Below are 17589 nucleotides of genomic sequence, written 5' to 3' on the forward strand. Positions count from 1 at the left end.
CGGCGCCATCACCGGCATCGGCTGCGTGCTGCCGAAGGAGGTGATCCACATGTGCAACCTCGCCAAGGCCGCCGCCAAGGGCGACCCGGATGCGCGCGCCCGTGCGCTGGAGCTGGAGGCGGCGCTCGCCGTCCTCTCCTCCTTCGACGAGGGCCCGGACCTGGTGCTCTACTTCAAGCACATGATGGTGCTGAAGGGGGACAAGGAATACACGCTGCACTTCAACGAGACGGACGTGCTCTCCGACAGCCAGCGCGGCTATGTCGAGGCGCAGCTCAGGCTGTTCGACACCTGGTATGGCGAATGGAGCAAGCTGCCCGGCGCCGTCCAGGCCTGCAAGCCGTAAGCACCCGCCTCCCCGGACAGAAGGCCCTTCCGCACAGCCTGTGCGGGAGGGCCTTTTCCTGTGCATTCCGGGGTACGAACGCGGGCGCGTTCGTGCCACATTCGCCGTGGCCCGGCTGATTCTGCGGGGCCTGCCACAGGTTCACAACCAGGGCGCGGGCGGCGGGCGAACGGACCCCTGCCGCGCCGGAGGGAAGCGATGACGACGAAAGCCTTCAACCAGCCGCTCGGCGGCAACGAGATGCCCCGTTTCGGCGGTCCCGCCACCATGATGCGCCTGCCGACGCAGCCGACCACGGAAGGGCTCGACGCCTGCTTCGTCGGCATCCCCATGGACATCGGCACCTCGAACCGGCCGGGCACGCGCTTCGGGCCGCGGCAGATCCGCACCGAGAGCTGCATGATCCGCCCCTACAACATGGCGACGCGCGCGGCGCCCTTCGACAGCCTGCAGGTGGCCGATATCGGCGACGTGGCGATCGACACGTTCAACCTGCCGAAATGCATCGACATCATCACCGACGCCTATCGCGAGATCATCAGGGACGGCTGCAAGCCGCTCACCCTCGGCGGCGACCACACGCTCTCCTACCCGATCCTGCGCGCCATGGCGGAGAAATACGGCCCCGTCGGCCTGATCCACGTCGATGCGCACGCCGACATCAACGAGCACATGTTCGGCGAGCCGATCGCCCACGGCACCCCCTTCCGCCGCGCGGTCGAGGCCGGCGTGCTCGACACGAAGCGCTGCATCCAGATCGGCGTGCGCGGCACGGGCTACGCTGCCGACGATTTCGACTGGCCGCGCGAGCAGGGTTTCCGCGTCGTGCAGGTGGAGGAGTGCTGGCACAGGTCGCTGACGCCGCTGATGGAGGAGGTCCGCGCGCAGATGGGCGACGGGCCGGTCTACCTCACCTTCGACATCGACAGCCTCGACCCCTCCATCGCGCCGGGCACGGGCACGCCGGAGATCGCCGGCCTCAACACCATCCAGGCGCTGGAGATCATCCGCGGCTGCTGGGGCCTGAACCTCGTCGGCTGCGACCTCGTCGAGGTCTCGCCGCCCTACGATCCCTCCGGCAACACGGCGATCACCGCCGCCAACCTGCTGTTCGAGATGCTCTGCGTGCTTCCGGGCGTCCAGCGCCGCCAGAGCAATTCCGGCGAAAGCGCATAGCGGCTTCACATCCGCAATCGCGAGAAACAAATCACCCTGTCAACCCGAAGAAGGAGAACAACCATGATCAAGCGTCTGAAACCCGGCAAGCGTTTCTGCCAGGCCGTCGTCGTCAACGGCGTCGTCACCACGGCGGGCGTCACCGGCGAGGGAGCCGACACCGCCAGCCAGACCCGCCACATCCTATCGCAGATCGATGCGCTGCTCGCCGAGGCCGGCACGTCCAAGGCGAAGCTGATCAGCGCCAGCATCTGGCTGCGCGACATCGCCCATTTCGCGCAGATGAACGACGTGTGGGACCAGTGGGTCGACCAGGACAACCTGCCGGTCCGCGCCACGGTGGAAGCGCGTCTCGCCACGCCGGAACTGCTGGTGGAAATCCAGGTCAGCGCTCTCGTCTGACCGACGATGGAGCCGGCCGGGCTTCCCGGCCGGTTCTCCTCAGATGAGGCCGAAGACCACGGCGCTCACGAAGAGGAAGGCGGAGACGACGGCGAGGCTGCTGACGAGCGCCTGCCGCTCCGCGCGGCGGGTGCGGCGGCTGCCGAGCGTGCCGGCGCCGGCCGCATCGAGGGAACCATGGGTGGATCGGCCGCCGAAGATTGCATTGCGCATCGCCATCATCCCTTCGTCCTCAGGCCGTTTGCCGGCCTCCCGGAAAGACGGGCCTCATGGCCCGCCCGTTCTCGAAGGAAATTTATACAGGAACCCTATAAGATTGGTAGGGTATTTTTTCTCAATTCCGCCACAAAGATGAACGGGCCTTCCGCCTGAGGCTCATTCGACGATCGTCGCGATGCGGAACTTCCGCTTCTCGAGCTCCGGGAAATAGGTCGCCGCATCGAAATAGCTTTCCGGCGCGTGCACCCCGGGCTTCCTCGGATGGGCGAGGATGAGCTGGGCGGCGATGGAGGCGTTCATCGAGGTGCAGGCGTCGACATAGGGCGCATAGAGCGGATCGGGCGAGACCGTCACCTCGACGCGCACGGTGCGCGCCACCCCGTCCTTGCGGCCGCGGCCGATGGCGAAATGGATCTCGTGGCTCTCCTGCGCCGGGATCTTCTCCGCGTTCCTGCGCATGTTGCGCTCGATCACCTTGTTCAGCACGTCGAGCGGCTTCACCCTGACGCCGCCGATCGTGACCGGCTCGTCGAAATCGCCGAAGCCGGCCTTGACCAGCCCTACCCATGCCTCGTGCTCGCGGTGCGGCAGGTGCAGCTTCCAGGAGAATTCCCGGATGCCCTTCTCGCGGATGCCGTCGGCGAGCGGCACGGTGAGCTGCTCGGAATGGGGCGAATGCATGAACTCGCAGCGCCCCCAGGGCTCCGGCAGATCGAGGAACTCGCGGCCGCTCATCGGCGGGCATTCGACATGCTTTCCGTCATAGAACTGCGTGCTCGGATGGGCGTATTCGGCGAGCACCGTCGAGACGCTGTAGGGCGGCACCAGCACCGGGTTCTCCTCGCCGGTGAGCTCGGCCGCCCAGTAGAGGTTGATCCGGTCGATCTCGTCCAGCTGGTCGGCGACAGCCCGGCAGATGACGTTCGACATGCCCGGGTCGGCGCCGCAGCCGATGACGGCGGCAACGCCCGCCGCCTTGAAACGCTCGTGCTCGGCAAGCTGCTTGACCGTATAGGTGCCGAGTCCGCCGAGGTCCATGTAGGCGACGCGGGCGGCAAGCGCCGCCGCGAAGATCGCCATCTGGAAGCCGAGCAGCGTCGGCACGCAGTTGATGCAGATATCGGCCCCGGCGATCGCCCGCTCCAGCGCCGCGGCATCCGTCACGTCGAGATCGACGAGCGCGATGCGCGGGTCGCCGAGATCGGCCGCCAGCGCCTCCATCTTCTCCCGCGAGGCGTCGCAGAGGCGGATTTCGGCGATGTCGATAATGGTGCGGTCGGAGACGAGGTCGCGCACGATGCCCGCGCCCATGAAGCCCGCGCCGCCGAGAATAGTGATGATCATCGGTCTTTCCTTTGTCTGTTCAGGCGTGCTTGCGCCCGCCGTCCTCGTAGAACCAGTCGTCCGGGTAGGGATACCACCAGTCCTGCACGACCGGCTTGTGGTCGATGATGACCATCTTCGAGCGGCGGAAGGTATCGAGGCCGAGGCGGGAGAGCTCGCGGCCGAGGCCGGATTTCTTCCAGCCGCCGAAGGGCAGCGCGTCGTTGTCGATCAGCGGGTTGTTGACCCAGACCATGCCGGCCTCCAGCCGCTCGGCCGCCTCCATCGCCTCCTCCAGCGACGTGGTGAAGATCGAGGCGCCGAGGCCGAACGCGCTGTCGTTCGCCCGCGCGATCGCCTCGTCGAAATCGGCAACCCGCATGATCGCCGCGACCGGGCCGAAGCACTCCTCGCGCAGGATCGCCATGTCCGGCGTGCAGTCCGTCAGGATCGTCGGCTCGTAGAACCAGCCGACCGGCTCGCTTTCCGGGATCTTTCCGCCGGTGACGACGGTCGCACCCTTCGCCGTCGCATCCTCCACCAGCCGCATGACCTTCGCCCGCGCCGCCTCGCTGACGAGCGGGCCGATCTCGGCGCGGGAAAGGCCGTTGCCGATCCGAAGCCGCCGCGTCTCGGCGGCGAATTTCTCGACGAAGGCGTCGTGCACGGCGTCGACCACGAAGAAACGCTCGGCCGAGGTGCAGACCTGGCCGGACATGTGGAAGGCGGCGGTGACGGCGCCGGCGGCGGCCACGTCGAGCGGCGCATGCGCCGTCACGATCAGCGGGTCGGAGCCGCCCGCCTCGATCACCGCCGGCTTCATCTCGGCCGCTGCGGCCATCGCCACCGCACGGCCCGCCGCGACCGAGCCGGTGAAGGCGACGGCATGCGTCTTCGGCGAGGCGATGAGGGCTGCCGCAAGCTCCGCGCCGCCCGGCAGGCAGGCGATCAGCCCCTCCGGCAACGCCTCGAACACCTCCATGAACTTGAGCGTCGACAGCGTTGTGGCCGGCGCCGGCTTGACGATGCAGGCGTTGCCGGAGGCGAGCGAGGCGGCCACCGTCCAGCACATCAAGAGGATCGGGAAGTTGAACGGCATGATGTGCACGCTCACCCCCAGCGCCTCGTAGCGGGCGTGCTGGAAGGAGCCGGCCTGCGTCGTGCCGGCCACCTTGCCGGCCTCGTCGCGCGCCATCTCGGCGAAATAGCGGAAGGCGCCGGCGCAGTTCGCCACCTCGCCGATCGCCTCCGGATAGGGTTTTCCCATCTCGCGCGACATCAGCTCGGCGCAGCGGCGCATGTCCGTCGCCTCGATGCGGGTTGCGATGCGGTGGAGGACGGTGGCGCGGCTCTTGGCGTCGAGGCGCTTCCAGGCCGTCTGCGCGGCGGTCGCCGCGTCGAGCGCCGCCTCCATCTCGGCCGGCGTCGTGTCGGCGATGGCGCCGACGGCGACGAGCCGCGCCGGATCGGTCACCGCATGGCGCCGGCCGGCGCTCGGGACATAGGCCGGGTGCCGGTAGTGCACGGGATCGGCGGGGTCGAACATGATACTCTTCCTTCGTTGTCGGAGGGTGGGAAAGCCCCCTCACCCTGCCCTCTCCCCGAGGGGAGAGGGAAAGCCGCATATGCCGCCGCCGCCTCCCCTTCTCCCCGGCGGGGAGAAGGTCGCCCGAAAGGGCCGGATGAGGGGGCGGCCCCTTGCCTCACCGGATCATGTAGACCTTCTTCACCGTCTCGTGGACGGTGCATTCGCCCTTCCAGCCCTCAGGGAAGAAGGCGGCGGTGTCGGGGGTGATCTCGATCACCTCGCCGCTTTCGTGCACATAGGTGCAGCGGCCCTCCAGGAAGTGGCAGAACTCGTCGCGGGTGACGTGGCAGAACCATTTTCCGGGCGTGCATATCCACAGGCCGCATTCGGACCGGCCGTCCGGGCCCTTGTGGATGACCTTGCCGGAGGTGCGGCTCTCGCCCTCGATCATCGTCGGGATGACGCCCCAGTCCTTGAGGTCGGTCTCCTCGAGCGGCTTGCGCATCAGCGGGGTGGCGGTCATGGGATGTCCTTTCTCTGCCGGTCAGGCCAGCATGTAGATGTTGCGCATGGTCTCGATGACGGTGCATTCGCCGGTCCAGCCGGCGGGGAACATCACCGCCGTTCCGGCCTCGACCTCGATCACCTCGCCCGTATCCGAGCGGTAGACCGCCCGGCCCGCCACGAAATGGCAGAACTCGTCGCGCGGGATCGACAGCCGCCAGCGGCCGGGCGTGCAGACCCAGATGCCCGTTTCCGGCCGGTTGTCCGGTCCCTTGTGCAGGAGCCGGCCGGAGGAATGCGACTGCCCTTCGAGGCAATCCGGCTGGTCGCCCCAGTCGACGAGGCCGGCGAAGGTGGTGGCGTTGTGGATGTGCGGCGCCGAGGATTTCAGGGTGGCGGTCATGGCGATACCCCCCTCTGGCCTGCCGGCCATCTCCCCCTCAACGGCAAGGCTATCGCATATGGGCATGGCCCCTCATCCGGCCTGCCGGCCACCTTCTCCCCGCAAGCGGGGAGAAGGAAATTTGCCGCGCCGTTTTCCCGGACCCGTACCCTCTCGTTGGGCACGTCCCCTCTCCCCGCTTGCGGGGAGAGGGTTAGGGTGAGGGGCAAAACCATATGCGACCGCCCTGTCTTCGAGGGGGGAGATGGATGGAGGGGGTGAGCGTCACGCACCGGCATAGCTCCCCGTCCGCACCAGCTCATCGAGGATGCCGGCGGCCTTTTGCGGGCCGTTGCGGGCCTGCATGTGCGCGCTGGTGGCGGCAAGCTTCGCCTTCATCGCCGGGTCGTTGATGCAGGTTTCGAGCTTCGCGGCGAGGTCGGCGTCGGTCCAGTCGTAGCGCGGCATCTTGAAGCCGTGGCCGGTCTCGTCGACGCGGGTCGCATTGTCGTGGCCGTCCCAGACATAGGGCATGATGATCGCCGGCTTGCCGAAATAGAGGCATTCCGTGAACGAGTTGTTGCCGCCGTGATGGATGACGGCGTCGACCTGCGGGATGACGGAGGGCTGCGGGAACCAGCTGTCGATGATGACGTTGCCGGGCAGATCGCCATACTCGCCCATGTAGTCGCCGACATTGACGAGGGCGCGATAGGGCAGCTTGCCGATGGTGACGATCAGGCGCTTGAGCAGCCCCGTGTCGCCGGCCCCGAGCGAGCCGAAGGAGATGTAGATCAGCGGCTTGTCGTTGTTTGCGGCGAAGGTCGGCACCTCGTAGGGCTTCTCCTTGCGCACGCAGCCTTCGAGATACTGGAATCGCTTCGGATCGAGCGGATGCGCGCGCTCGAACTTCACCGGCTCCGGATAGAGCAGCAGGTTCATGAAGGGCGAGGCTTCGAAGAACTGGCCGATCGGATAGGCCGCCTCGCCGCATTCCGCAAGGAAGCCGTTGAAATCGTCGTGGATCGGCTTGATGACCTCGTTGAAGCGGTCGCGATAGGCCTGGTGGCAGGAAAAATCCTTCTCGCCGCAGCCGGAGAGATGCGGCGGGATCTTCGGGTCCTCGATCTCGTTCTCCGAGCAGGAGATGATGCGCACCCAGGGCTTGCCGAAGCGCTTGATCGCCGGGAAGAGGATGACGTTGTCGACGCAGATGAGGTCCGGCGAAATCTTCGCCAGCACGCCGGGCAGGTCCTTCTCCGCCCATTTGGCGCTGTCGACGATCGCCGTCCAGCAGTCCTTCACGTAGTTGTCGATCTGGTCGTAGGGCGACTTGCGGAAGTTCGGGATGTGGCCGTTGATGAAGTCCTCCCAGAACTTCGCCATCTGCTCGGGCGGCATCGGCTCGGAGAGGTTCACGGGATGCGCCTCGAAGCCGTAGCCCTCGTAGACGGAGACGAAGCCGGGGTCGGAGAGGAAGACGGCCCTGTGGCCCAGCGCCTCCACGGCCTGGGCGATGCCGACGGAGTTGAGCGCCGGGCCGAAGGCCGCTTCCGGGAAGAATGCGATGGTCTTTGACATGGTGTTCCCCTGTTTTCTCGATATCGGTGTTGCCGGCTGCCCCTCATCCGGCCTGCCGGCCACCTTCTCCCCGTAAACGGGGAGAAGGAAATTTGCCGCATCGCTTTCCCAACCCATGACCCTTTCGCAGGGCAAGTCCCCTCTCCCCGCTTGCGGGGAGAGGGCTAGGGTGAGGGGCGGAGGCGGGTATGCGGTGTCTCATGGTGTATCCCCCGAAAAGACCCGGCATTTGGCCGGGTCGATCTTGAGGCTCAGCGCATCGCCGATCCGCCACGTCGCGGTGCCGGCGGGCACGCGCACCTGCAGCGGCGTCCCGGCGGCGGCGGTCTGGACGTGCAGCACCCGGTCGAGGCCGTGATAGGCGATGTCGGCGACGGTGCCGGCAAGCCGCTCGCCGGGCGGGCCGACGGCGACGTTTTCCGGCCGCACGGCAAGCGTCGCCGGGCCGGGCTTCGCATCGACGAGCGCCAGCCGCAGCCCCTCCGCCTCGAAGATGCCGTCCGCGCCGACCTTGCCCTCGACGAAGTTCATGACGCCGATGAAATTGGCGACGAAGCGGTCGGCCGGCCGCTCGTAGATCTCCTCCGGCGCGCCGACCTGCAGCAGCCTGCCGTCACGCAGGATCGCCATGCGGTCGGCCATCACCAGCGCCTCCTCCTGGTCGTGGGTGACGATGACGAAGGTGATGCCGGCCTCGTGCTGCATGCGCTTCAGCTCGAGCTGCATTTTTTCGCGCAGCTTCTTGTCGAGCGCGCCGAGCGGTTCGTCGAGCAGCAGCACCTTCGGCCGCTTGACCAGCGCGCGGGCGAGCGCCACGCGCTGCTTCTGGCCGCCGGAAAGCTGGTCGGGCTTGCGGCCCGCGAAGGGCGTGAGGTCGGTCATCGCCATGGTCTCGTCGACGCGGCGGATAATCTCCGCCTTGGCGAGCCGTTCCATTTCCAGCCCGTAGGAAAGGTTCTGCCGCACCGTCATGTGCGGGAACAGCGCGTAGGACTGGAACATCAGGTTGAGCGGGCGCTTTTCCGGCGGCAGCGGCGAGATGTCGTTGCCGTCGAGCAGGATGCGGCCGGCGCTCGGGCTCTCGAAGCCGGCGAGCATGCGCAGGAGCGTGGTCTTGCCGCAGCCGGAGGGGCCGAGCAGCGCGAAGAACTCGTTCTCGCGGATGTCGAGGCTGACGCCATCGACGGCCGTCACCGGGCCGAAGGTCTTTGCGACCCCCTCGATGCGCAGGATCGGTGCCGGGCTGGTCGGTTCTGTCATGGGACGTGCTGTTCCCTGTTGAGCCATTGCGAGAGCAGGAGCGCGGTGGCGCTGACGCCCATGACGAGGGTGGCGAGCGCGTTGATCTCCGGCGTGATGCCGAAGCGGATCATCGAATAGATCTGCATCGGCAGCGTCATCGAGGCGCGGCCCGTGCCCGCCGTGAAGAAGGCGATGATGAACTCGTCCACCGAGAGCGTGAAGGCGAGCAGGCCGCCCGCGACGATCGCCGGCAAGAGCACCGGAAAGGTGATGCGCCAGAAGGTCGTCCAGCCCGAGGCGCCGAGATCGCGCGAGGCCTCGACGATGGAGAAGTCGAAATGCTTGAGCCGCGCGCGCACCACCGAGCAGACGAAGGCGAGGTCGAAGATGACGTGGCTGACGACGATCGTGTGCAGGCCCATGGCGACGGAAAGCCGCGAGAAGAAGGTCAGCAGCGCCACCGCGAGCACGATGTCGGGAATGACCATCGGCGCGAAGGCGAGCGCTTCGAGGCCGCTGCTCTTCCTGCGCCGCGTCTCCATGCCGAGCGCCAGCAGCGTGCCGAGCACGGTGGAGATGAGGGTGGCAAAGACGGCGACGACCAGCGTGTTCCAGGCGGCGCGCAGGATGTCGGTGTTGTTGAGCAATGCGCCGTACCAGCGCGTCGAGAAGCCGGACCAGGAGGTGGGAAGCCCGCTGGCGTTGAAGGAGAGCAGCACGAGCACGGCGATCGGCAGGTAGAGGAAGCCGAAGACGAGGAGAAGGACGATCCGCCCCGGCAGCTTTTGGCGAAAGGCGGCGCTCATTCCCGCGCCTCCCCTGCCCGCTCGCCGGAAGCGTGCGCGGTGGCGCGCGCCTGCACGAGGAGGAGCACGATCATGGTGGCGATCAGCGCCGCGCCGAGGGCCGCGCCGAAGGGCCAGTCGTTGGCCGTCAGGAACTGGTCGTAGACGAGGTTGCCGACCATCTGGAAGCGCCCGCCACCGAGCAGCGCGGGCGTCACGAAATTGCCGATCGACAGCACGAAGACGAAGACGCCGCCCGCCGCCACGCCCGGCAGGGTGAGCGGCAGCGTGACGCGCAGGAACGTGCGCACCGGGCCGGCGCCGAGATCGCGCGAGGCCTCCATCAGCTCCGGGTTCAGCCGCGACAGAACCGAATAGATGGCGAGGATGACGAAGGGCAGGTAGTTGTAGACGAGGCCGGTGATGACCGCGCCCTCGGTGTAGAGCATGGAGAGCGGCTCGCCGGTGTAGCCGAGCTTGCGCAGCAGGTTGTTGACGAGGCCCTCGCGGTTGAGCAGCACGATCCAGGCATAGGTGCGGATCAGATAGTTGCTCCAGAAGGGCAGGACGGCGAAGAACAGCAGAACCGGCTGCGTCATGCGCGGCGCGCGGCTGATCGCATAGGCGGCGGGATAGGCGATGAGGATCGCGAGCACCGACGCCGTCAGCGCGATGCGCGCGGAGTTGAGGAAGATCTTCGCATAGAGCGGGTCGGCGACGCGGGCGAAGTTCTCCAGCGTGAACGTGTATTCCACCCCGCCCCAGACGCCGCGCTCGAAGAAGGCGTAGCTCAGCACCAGCAGGCACGGCGCCACCATGAAGGCGACGAGCCAGGCGACGCCGGGTGCTGCGAGCAGGGTCGGTCTGGTGGCGTTGAAGGACAATGCGAAGGCTCCGGCGGGGCCGCGTTCCGCGCCCGCCCGTTGTCAGTTAAAGGGTAAATCCCTTGGCGGCCCAAGGCTATCGCATATCGATACGGCGTTGCCGCTTCCCCTTCTCCCCGGCGGGAGAGGGTGGCCCGGAGGGCCGGATGAGGGGGCAAGTCCGCGGCTTCTTGCCTCCGGCGCGCCCCTCATCCCGCTGCCGCGACCTTCTCCCCGCCGGGGAGAAGGAGCAGGGGGCGCCCTCATAATTCCATATGCGATAGCCTTGGGCCGCCACGGGAGGAAGGCCGCGTGTCAGTTCGCGGCCTTGATCTCGCTGACGATGCGCGAATAGTCCTTCTGCGCGGCGCCGAGGTCGCGCAGCAGCTCGTATTTCGTGAAGTCGGCAGGGGCCATGGCCATGTTCGGGTACTGCTCGACGAGCGCCTTGTCGAGGCTGTCCATCGCCGCCTTGTTCGGCACCTTGTAGAGGATGTTCTCCGCCGCCCAGGCATGGTTCCTGGCGTCGAGGATGAAGTCGATGAACTTCATCGCCGCTTCCTTGTTGGCCGAGCTCTTGAGCACGACGATCGTGTCGATCCAGAGGTCCGAGCCCTCCTTCGGCACGACGTACTTGATGTCCTTGTTCTCGCCGATGCCGTAGTTGCACCAGCCGTCCCAGGCGTGCACCAGCGAGGCCTCGCCGGAGACGAGCTTGGAATAGAAGGTCGTGTCGTCATAGGCGAGCAGCGTCTTCTTCGCCTCGATCAGCAGGTTCTTCACCTCCTCAAGCTTCGCCGGGTCGGTCTCGTTGACCGAATAGCCCTTGGCGAGCTCGCCCGCGGCCATCAGCCAGCGGTCGGTGGCAAGCATCGTCGTCTTGCCCTTCAGCGCGTCGGAGGGCTGCAAGAGGTTCATCCAGCTGTCCGGCGTGCCTTCCACGAGGTCGGAGCGGTAGCAGAGGCCCGTCGTGCCCCAGGTATAGGGCACCGAGAAGGTGTTGCCGGGGTCGTAGGCGAGCGTCGTCGCCTCCGGGTAGAGATTGGCGAGGTTCGGCACGGCCGCGTGGTCGATCGGCTCGGCGAGCCCCTGCCCGTTCAGGATCTCCGCGAAGGGCGAGGAGACGAAGACGATGTCGTAGCCCTTGCCGCCGCTCGCCATCAGCTTGCCCATCACCTCCTCGTTGGTGGCGTGGTTGACCACCTCGATCTCCAGGCCCGTCGCGGCCTTGAAGGTGTCGGCGATGTCCGGGGCCATGTAGCCGTCCCAGTTGGAGATGACGAGATCGGCGGCGGATGCCGTGCCGGCCGCAAGGCTTGCGGCGAGAAGCGCCGCGGCCGCGGTGGTCGCAGCCAGTCCGTTCTTCGTTTTCACGGAAGACTCCCTTGTTTCGATTGTTCCTGCCTCAGACGGGCGCGCCGGTTGTCCCGGTCTCGTTCCCTGTCGATGGCAGTATTATTTATAAAAAAAATACGTCAATAGGCCGGGCTCGAATTTTATGCGCATCGCGGATTTCGCTATCGCCGGCCTTGCGAAACGCCTGCGCAAAGGGCAGCATGCGCGGTGATGGAGGGCCGAGGCGGCGATGACCGTGGAACCGAGACGCATCAATCACCGCCATGTCGAACTGGCGCAAAAGATACTGGATGTCGCCGGCGAGCGCGGCCTTTCGCGCGGGGAGCGGTTGGCCGAGCAGGCGCTCGCCTCGCTCTGCAACGTCTCGCGCACGCCGATTCGCAAAGCGCTGCAGGTGCTTGCCGAGCGCGCGCTGGTGACGGCGGATGCCGACGGCGGCTACCTGCTCGCCGTCGACCCGGTGGCGACGGCAAGGCTGGAGGATACGCCGGACGGACGCGGCGAAGGCGAGATCCATGCCGCGATCCTGCGCGACCTCGCCGCCGGCCGCATCGCCGAGGCGCAGACCGTCGCCGCCCTCCAGCGACGCTACGAGGCCTCGCGGCAGGCGGTACAAAATGCGCTGATGAAACTGGCGGAGGACAATCTGGCCGAGCGCGGTGCCGGACAGCAATGGCTGCTGAAGCAGTTCGCCATCGGCGGCGACGCGGCGGCGAAGAGCTACGAGTTCCGGCTTGCCACCGAGCCGCTGGCGCTGACCATGCCCGACTTCCGCCGCGACGTCCCGGCGCTGACGGCGCTGCGCCAGTCGATGCTGATCCTCAGCGGCATGGACGAGCGGGATTTCGACCGAAAGCTCTTCGACCGCACCGACTACGACTTCCACCTGACGATCGCCCGGGGCTGCGGCAATCCTTTCATGGCCGAGGCGCTTGTGAACCACCATCGCCGCCGCCGCGCGAGCCCGCCGGCGGGCCACGTCAACGCCTTCCGCCTGATGCAGTCGAACCTGGAGCACCTGCAGATCCTGGAGCAGATCGAGCGCGGCCAGATGGAGCTTGCCGCCGATCTGATGCGTGTGCATATACAGCTCTCCCAATCGCAGCGCCCGCGGCTTGCCGGGCGCGGCGTTCCCCCCGCCTTCAAGCTCGTCTCGCGTTAGTCCCCATGGCGTCTGCAAAGACCATCGCCCTCTTTCCCGAAGCGAGCTACGGCGCGGCGCTGAACTGCGTCGGCATCGCCCAGGAACTGCGGCGCATGGGCCACCGCCCGGTCTTCGTCTGCCATCCGGGCTTCGGCGGCGTCTTTTCCGAATACGGCTTTCCCGAATATCCGCTGGCCGACGCCGAGGCGGGCCGGCCCACCGACTGGAACGACTTCATCGAGCGCCACCAGGACGCCTTCCGCCAGTCGCCCCTCGACCAGATCGAGAGCTATGTCGAGCCCACCTGGGAGGCGATCGTCGACACGGCGATGCGGGTGGAGGAGCCGCTCCGGCAATTGCTCGCCCGGCTGAAGCCGGACGCCGTCGTGCTCGACAACGTGGTGATGTTCCCGGCGGTCGCCAATGCCGGCGCGCCCTGGGTGCGCGTCGTCTCCTGCGCCGAGACGGAGATCCCCGACGCGGACGTGCCGCCCTATCTCTCCGGCTGCGGCATGGACGAGCGCGAATGCTGGCCGGCCTTCGCCGCCCGCTACGAGAAGGCGGTGGCGCCCGCCCACCGGCGCTTTGCCGCCTTCCTCGCCGAATGCGGCGTGAAAGCCCCCGCCGCGCCGAACTTCCTCGACCCTTCGCCCTGGCTCAACCTGCTGCTCGCACCCGAGATCATCCGCCACGCGCGCCGCCGGCCGCTCGATCCGGAAAAATTCGTCTTCCTCGACGGCTGCGTGCGCAGCGAGGCGCCCTATACGCCGCCGCGCTTCGCCAGCCACAACGACGCGCCGCTGGTGCTGACGAGCTTCGGCTCGCTCGGCGCGATGGACGTGGAGATGACGAAGCGGATGATCGCCGTCTTCGCGCGGCTGCCCTGCCGCTTCCTCGTCAATGCCGGCCACTGGCGCGAGGACTATCGCGAGGTGCCGGACAATGTCTTCATCGACAGCTGGTTCCCGCAGCCGTCCGTGGTCGAGCAGGCCGATCTCTTCATCCACCACGGCGGCAACAATTCCTTCTGCGAGGCGCTCTATTACGGCGTGCCGTCGCTGATCATGCCCTATTGCTGGGACGGCCATGACAACGCCGTGCGTGCCGACGAGACGGGCGTCGGCCGTCGCCTCGACCGCTACGGCTGGAGCGAGGCGGAGCTCGAAGGCGCGATCCGCGCGCTGCTCGGCGACGTGGCGATGCGGCAAAGGCTGAAGGCCAATGCGGAGAAGATGCGCAAGGCGGCGGGGGTGACGCGCGCGGCGGAGGAAATCGTCAAGGTCGCGGCCGGCGCGCTCAGTGCCGTGCGCGCGTCGTAAAACATCGGGAGAAGGCGAATGCGCGACAGGCTCTTCATCGACGGCAAATGGGTGGCTCCGGCCAAGGGCGGCACGTTCACGGTAATCGATCCCGCCACCGAGGCGGTCGTCCACCAGGCGCCCGCCGGCACGGGGGAGGATATCGACGCGGCGGTCGCCGCCGCCCGCCGTGCCTTCGACGAGGGACCGTGGCGAAAAATGTCCGGCAGGGAGCGCGCCGCCGTGCTGCGCCGCGTCAGTGACCTCATCCTCGTCCGCAGGCAGGAGCTCGCCCGCCTGGAGGTGATCGACAACGGCAAGCCGCTGCCGGAGGCCGTCTGGGACATGGAGGACACGGCCGGCTGCTTTGCCTTCTATGCCGGCCTCGCCGAGGAGATGGACGACAATCCGGAAGAGGCGATCCCGCTCGCCGAGCCGCGCTTCTCCTCGAAGGTCGTGCGCGAGCCGGTCGGCGTGGCGGGGGCGATCATCCCGTGGAACTACCCGCTGCTGATGGCCTCGTGGAAGGTGGCCCCGGCGCTCGCCGCCGGCTGCACCATGGTGCTGAAGCCCTCGGAACTCACGCCGCTTACGGCATTGGAACTCGGTGCCATCGTCGCGGAGGCGGGGCTTCCGGCGGGCGTGCTCAACATCGTCACCGGCCTCGGGCCCGATGCCGGCCGACCGCTTTCCGAGCATCCCGGCATCGACAAGCTCGCCTTCACCGGCTCGGTGCCGACGGGCGCGAAGATCATGGCGGCGGCGGCGCGCGACATCAAGAACGTCAGCCTGGAGCTCGGCGGCAAGTCGCCCTTCGTCGTCTTCGCCGACAGCGACATCGACAAGGCCGTCGAATGGATCATGTTCGGCATCTTCTGGAACCAGGGCCAGGTCTGCTCGGCGACCTCGCGCGTGCTGGTGGAGGAGAGCCTCTATCCGGCGCTCCTCGAAAGGCTCGTTGCCGAATCGGCGAAGATCCGCATCGGCAACGGGCTGGAGGACGGTACGCTGCTCGGTCCTCTCGTCTCGAAGGGGCAGTACGACAAGGTGCTGGCGGCGATCGAGCGCGGCAAGGCGGAAGGCGCCACGGTCGCCGGCGGCGGGCGGCGACCGGCCGGTCTCAACACCGGCTATTTCCTCGAGCCGACGATCCTCACCGACATGCCGGAGACGAGCGCCGTCTGGACGGAGGAGATTTTTGGCCCCGTCGTCTGCGTGAAGCCTTTCCGCGACGAGGCGGAGGCGATCCGCATGGCCAACGACAGCCGCTTCGGGCTCGCCGCCGCCGTCATGTCGAAGGACCGCGCGCGGTGCGAGCGTGTGGCGAAGGCCTTCCGCGCGGGCATCGTCTGGATCAACTGCTCGCAGCCGACCTTCACCGAGGCGCCGTGGGGCGGCTACAAGCAGTCCGGCATCGGCCGCGAGCTCGGCCGCTGGGGCCTTTCGAACTATCTGGAGGTGAAGCAGATCACCGCCTTCGAGAGCGACGAGCCCTGGGGCTGGTACATCAAGCCGGCCTGAGGTTGCGGCTCCGGCCGTTCTGGGCCATAACTCCCCTCCCCACTGTCGGAGGCCAGCCGTTCTCGGAGCATCGCGGGCCGTGTGCACGTATCGCGCCACGGCATGCCTTGCTCTGCGGCCCGGTCGCGGCAAACGCAATCGCAATGCGGGTGACCGCAGAGGAGATCACCATGGGCGCAACCGGATTTCTCGACACGGCCTGGCGCAAGCGGGAGTATCACCGGCAATGGCTCGGCCAAGAGGCGAACCGCCTGTTCGACTTCTTCCAGAACCGCAGCTTCAACCCGCTCGGCGGCTTCCACGAGCTCGACGCCGAGGGCCGGCCGATCAATCCGGGCAATCCGGTGCGCGGCATCCATTCCACCGCGCGCATGGTGCATTGCTTTGCCATCGGCAGCCTGCTCGGCCGCCCCGGTTCCGACGCCATCGTCGACCACGGCATGCGCTATCTCTGGGAGAAGCACCGCGACCACGAGCGCGGCGGCTACCACTGGTCGCTCGACAATGCCGGCCTGCTCGATGCGACGAAGCAGGGCTACGGCCACGCCTTCGTGCTGCTCGCCGCCTCCTCCGCCAAGGTCGCCGGCCATCCCGACGCCGACCGCATGATCGCCGACGTCACCGAGGTCCTGGAAACCCGCTTCTGGGAGGAGGAGCACGGGGCGATCGCCGAGGAGTTCGAGGCCGACTGGACGCCGGTGCCCGGCTATCGCGGCCAGAACTCCAATATGCATCTCACCGAGGCGCTGATGGCGGCCTACGAGGCGACCGGCGAGAAGGCCTATCTCGACAAGGCCGAGCGCATCGCCGACCTCGTCATCCGCCGCCGCGCCGGCGAGAACGGTTTCCGCGTGCCGGAGCATTTCGACGAGGACTGGGTGCTCGACAAGGACTACCGCGGCAACGAGATGTTCCGCCCCTCCGGCACCACGCCCGGCCACTGGCTGGAATGGGCGCGGCTCGTCCTGCAGCTCCACGTGCTCGGCGGCAGGAAGCACGACTGGATGCCGGAGGCGGCAAAGGCCCTCTTCGCCCAGGCGGTCGCGCTCGGCTGGGACAAGGAGAAGGGCGGCTTCTTCTACACGCTCGACTGGGACGACGCGCCCGCCAAGCGCCAGAAGCTCTGGTGGCCGATGGCGGAGGGCGCGGGTGCCGCCGCCTTCCTCTGCGAGCACGCCCCCGGCGAATTCCACGAGACCTGGTACCGGCGGATCTGGGACGGGATCGCCCGCCATTTCCTCGACCAGGACCGCGGCGGCTGGCACGAGGAGCTGACCGAGGACCTCGTGCCGAGCTACACGCTCTTCGCCGGCAAGGGCGACATCTACCATGCGCTCCAGGCCTGCCTCATCCCGCTCTATCCGGCGACGGGCAGCCTGACGCGGGTGATCGTCGAGGCCGGCGGCCGTTGAGCGGCCTGCCGCAGGAGCTTTCCACGCTCGCGGTCGCCGTGGCGGTCGCGGCGTTCCTCGCCAAACATTTCCTCGCCGACTTCCTGCTCCAGACCGACTGGATGGCGGCGGGAAAGGACCGGGCGGAGGGCTGGCTGCTGCCGCTTTCCGCCCATCTCGCCGTGCACGGGGCGATGACGGCGGCGCTCTTCCTCGCCGTCGCCCCGTCGCTCGCCTGGCTCGGGCTGGTCGACATGGCTGTTCACGGCCTCATCGACCGCATGAAGAGCGTGGCGTCGCGCCGCGCGGGGCCGGCGCCGCGTCAGACGGCCTTCTGGTGGCTGTTCGGCGCCGACCAGACGCTGCATCACCTCACCCACCTGCCCTTCGCGCTGCTGTTCGCGGCCCATCTTGCCGTTTGACACTTTAAATCACATCGAACACTATGTGATCACATTTCAGGGCATTTCCAGCCGAAGCGAGGTCGCTTCGGCGTTGGACAATGCGGCAAAGACAGGAACTCAGAGC

17 protein-coding genes and 1 pseudogene are annotated in these 17589 nt (G+C 67.5%); 8 read left to right on the top strand and 10 right to left on the bottom strand.

The window, feature by feature from the left end; translation table 11 throughout:
* From NNZ72_RS14710 to NNZ72_RS14720, 3 genes and pseudogenes are all read left to right on the top strand, one after another.
* A pseudogene (locus tag NNZ72_RS14710) lies at positions 1–346 on the top strand (dihydrodipicolinate synthase family protein); the annotation flags it as partial.
* Positions 347–544: 198 nt separating this feature from the next.
* Positions 545–1522, top strand: a complete 978-nt coding sequence (gene speB, locus NNZ72_RS14715; RefSeq protein WP_257316108.1) for an agmatinase — start codon at positions 545–547, stop codon at positions 1520–1522.
* Between the two features lie 63 nt (positions 1523–1585).
* The gene (locus tag NNZ72_RS14720) at positions 1586–1924 is read left to right on the top strand and encodes a RidA family protein (RefSeq protein ID WP_257316109.1); all 339 of its coding nucleotides are present in this window, start codon (positions 1586–1588) and stop codon (positions 1922–1924) included.
* A gap of 39 nt (positions 1925–1963) precedes the next feature.
* On the opposite strand, the gene NNZ72_RS14725 is transcribed toward NNZ72_RS14720, so the two are convergent.
* The 10 genes from NNZ72_RS14725 to NNZ72_RS14770 form a co-directional block, all read right to left on the bottom strand.
* Positions 1964–2137: a hypothetical protein gene (locus NNZ72_RS14725; protein WP_257316110.1), complete on the bottom strand. Its 174-nt coding sequence runs from the start codon at positions 2135–2137 to the stop codon at positions 1964–1966.
* A gap of 162 nt (positions 2138–2299) precedes the next feature.
* The gene (locus NNZ72_RS14730; protein ID WP_257316111.1) at positions 2300–3487 is read right to left on the bottom strand and encodes a saccharopine dehydrogenase family protein; all 1188 of its coding nucleotides are present in this window, start codon (positions 3485–3487) and stop codon (positions 2300–2302) included.
* Between the two features lie 19 nt (positions 3488–3506).
* Positions 3507–5012: an aldehyde dehydrogenase family protein gene (locus NNZ72_RS14735; RefSeq protein WP_257316112.1), complete on the bottom strand. Its 1506-nt coding sequence runs from the start codon at positions 5010–5012 to the stop codon at positions 3507–3509.
* 157 nt (positions 5013–5169) lie between these two features.
* Positions 5170–5517, bottom strand: coding sequence for a cupin domain-containing protein (locus NNZ72_RS14740; protein ID WP_257316113.1), 348 nt, complete (start codon positions 5515–5517; stop codon positions 5170–5172).
* Between the two features lie 21 nt (positions 5518–5538).
* Positions 5539–5889 carry a cupin domain-containing protein gene (locus NNZ72_RS14745; RefSeq protein WP_306766324.1) on the bottom strand — a complete coding sequence of 117 codons (351 nt, stop codon included), beginning with the start codon at positions 5887–5889 and terminating at the stop codon, positions 5539–5541.
* 276 nt (positions 5890–6165) lie between these two features.
* The gene (locus tag NNZ72_RS14750; protein WP_257316115.1) at positions 6166–7461 is read right to left on the bottom strand and encodes a nucleotide disphospho-sugar-binding domain-containing protein; all 1296 of its coding nucleotides are present in this window, start codon (positions 7459–7461) and stop codon (positions 6166–6168) included.
* 198 nt (positions 7462–7659) lie between these two features.
* Positions 7660–8721: an ABC transporter ATP-binding protein gene (locus NNZ72_RS14755; RefSeq protein ID WP_257316116.1), complete on the bottom strand. Its 1062-nt coding sequence runs from the start codon at positions 8719–8721 to the stop codon at positions 7660–7662.
* Entirely contained in the window at positions 8718–9509 is a 792-nt protein-coding gene (locus NNZ72_RS14760) for an ABC transporter permease (RefSeq protein WP_257316117.1), read from the bottom strand. The genes NNZ72_RS14755 and NNZ72_RS14760 overlap by 4 nt, the downstream gene beginning before the upstream one ends.
* The gene (locus tag NNZ72_RS14765) at positions 9506–10306 is read right to left on the bottom strand and encodes an ABC transporter permease (protein WP_257316226.1); all 801 of its coding nucleotides are present in this window, start codon (positions 10304–10306) and stop codon (positions 9506–9508) included. The genes NNZ72_RS14760 and NNZ72_RS14765 overlap by 4 nt, the downstream gene beginning before the upstream one ends.
* Before the next feature lie 360 nt (positions 10307–10666).
* Positions 10667–11725 (bottom strand): polyamine ABC transporter substrate-binding protein, encoded by a 1059-nt coding sequence (locus NNZ72_RS14770; protein ID WP_257316118.1) that lies wholly within the window; start codon positions 11723–11725, stop codon positions 10667–10669.
* A gap of 217 nt (positions 11726–11942) precedes the next feature.
* Here NNZ72_RS14770 and NNZ72_RS14775 point away from each other — a divergent pair, with 217 nt between their 5' ends.
* The 5 genes from NNZ72_RS14775 (at position 11943) to NNZ72_RS14795 (ending at position 17483) form a co-directional block, all read left to right on the top strand.
* Positions 11943–12869 (top strand): GntR family transcriptional regulator, encoded by a 927-nt coding sequence (locus NNZ72_RS14775; protein ID WP_257316119.1) that lies wholly within the window; start codon positions 11943–11945, stop codon positions 12867–12869.
* A gap of 5 nt (positions 12870–12874) precedes the next feature.
* Positions 12875–14170 (top strand): glycosyltransferase, encoded by a 1296-nt coding sequence (locus tag NNZ72_RS14780; protein WP_257316120.1) that lies wholly within the window; start codon positions 12875–12877, stop codon positions 14168–14170.
* Positions 14171–14188: 18 nt separating this feature from the next.
* A complete protein-coding gene (locus NNZ72_RS14785) occupies positions 14189–15670 on the top strand; it encodes an aldehyde dehydrogenase family protein (RefSeq protein WP_257316121.1) in 1482 nt (493 codons plus the stop codon).
* Positions 15671–15840: 170 nt separating this feature from the next.
* A complete protein-coding gene (locus NNZ72_RS14790; protein ID WP_257316122.1) occupies positions 15841–17082 on the top strand; it encodes an AGE family epimerase/isomerase in 1242 nt (413 codons plus the stop codon).
* On the top strand, positions 17079–17483 hold the full coding sequence (locus NNZ72_RS14795) for a DUF3307 domain-containing protein (protein WP_257316123.1): 405 nt from the start codon (positions 17079–17081) through the stop codon (positions 17481–17483). Before NNZ72_RS14790 ends, NNZ72_RS14795 begins: the two co-directional genes overlap by 4 nt.
* Positions 17484–17589 lie beyond the last annotated feature (106 nt).

The organism is Shinella pollutisoli (assembly GCF_024609765.1).
GTDB lineage: Bacteria > Pseudomonadota > Alphaproteobacteria > Rhizobiales > Rhizobiaceae > Shinella > Shinella pollutisoli.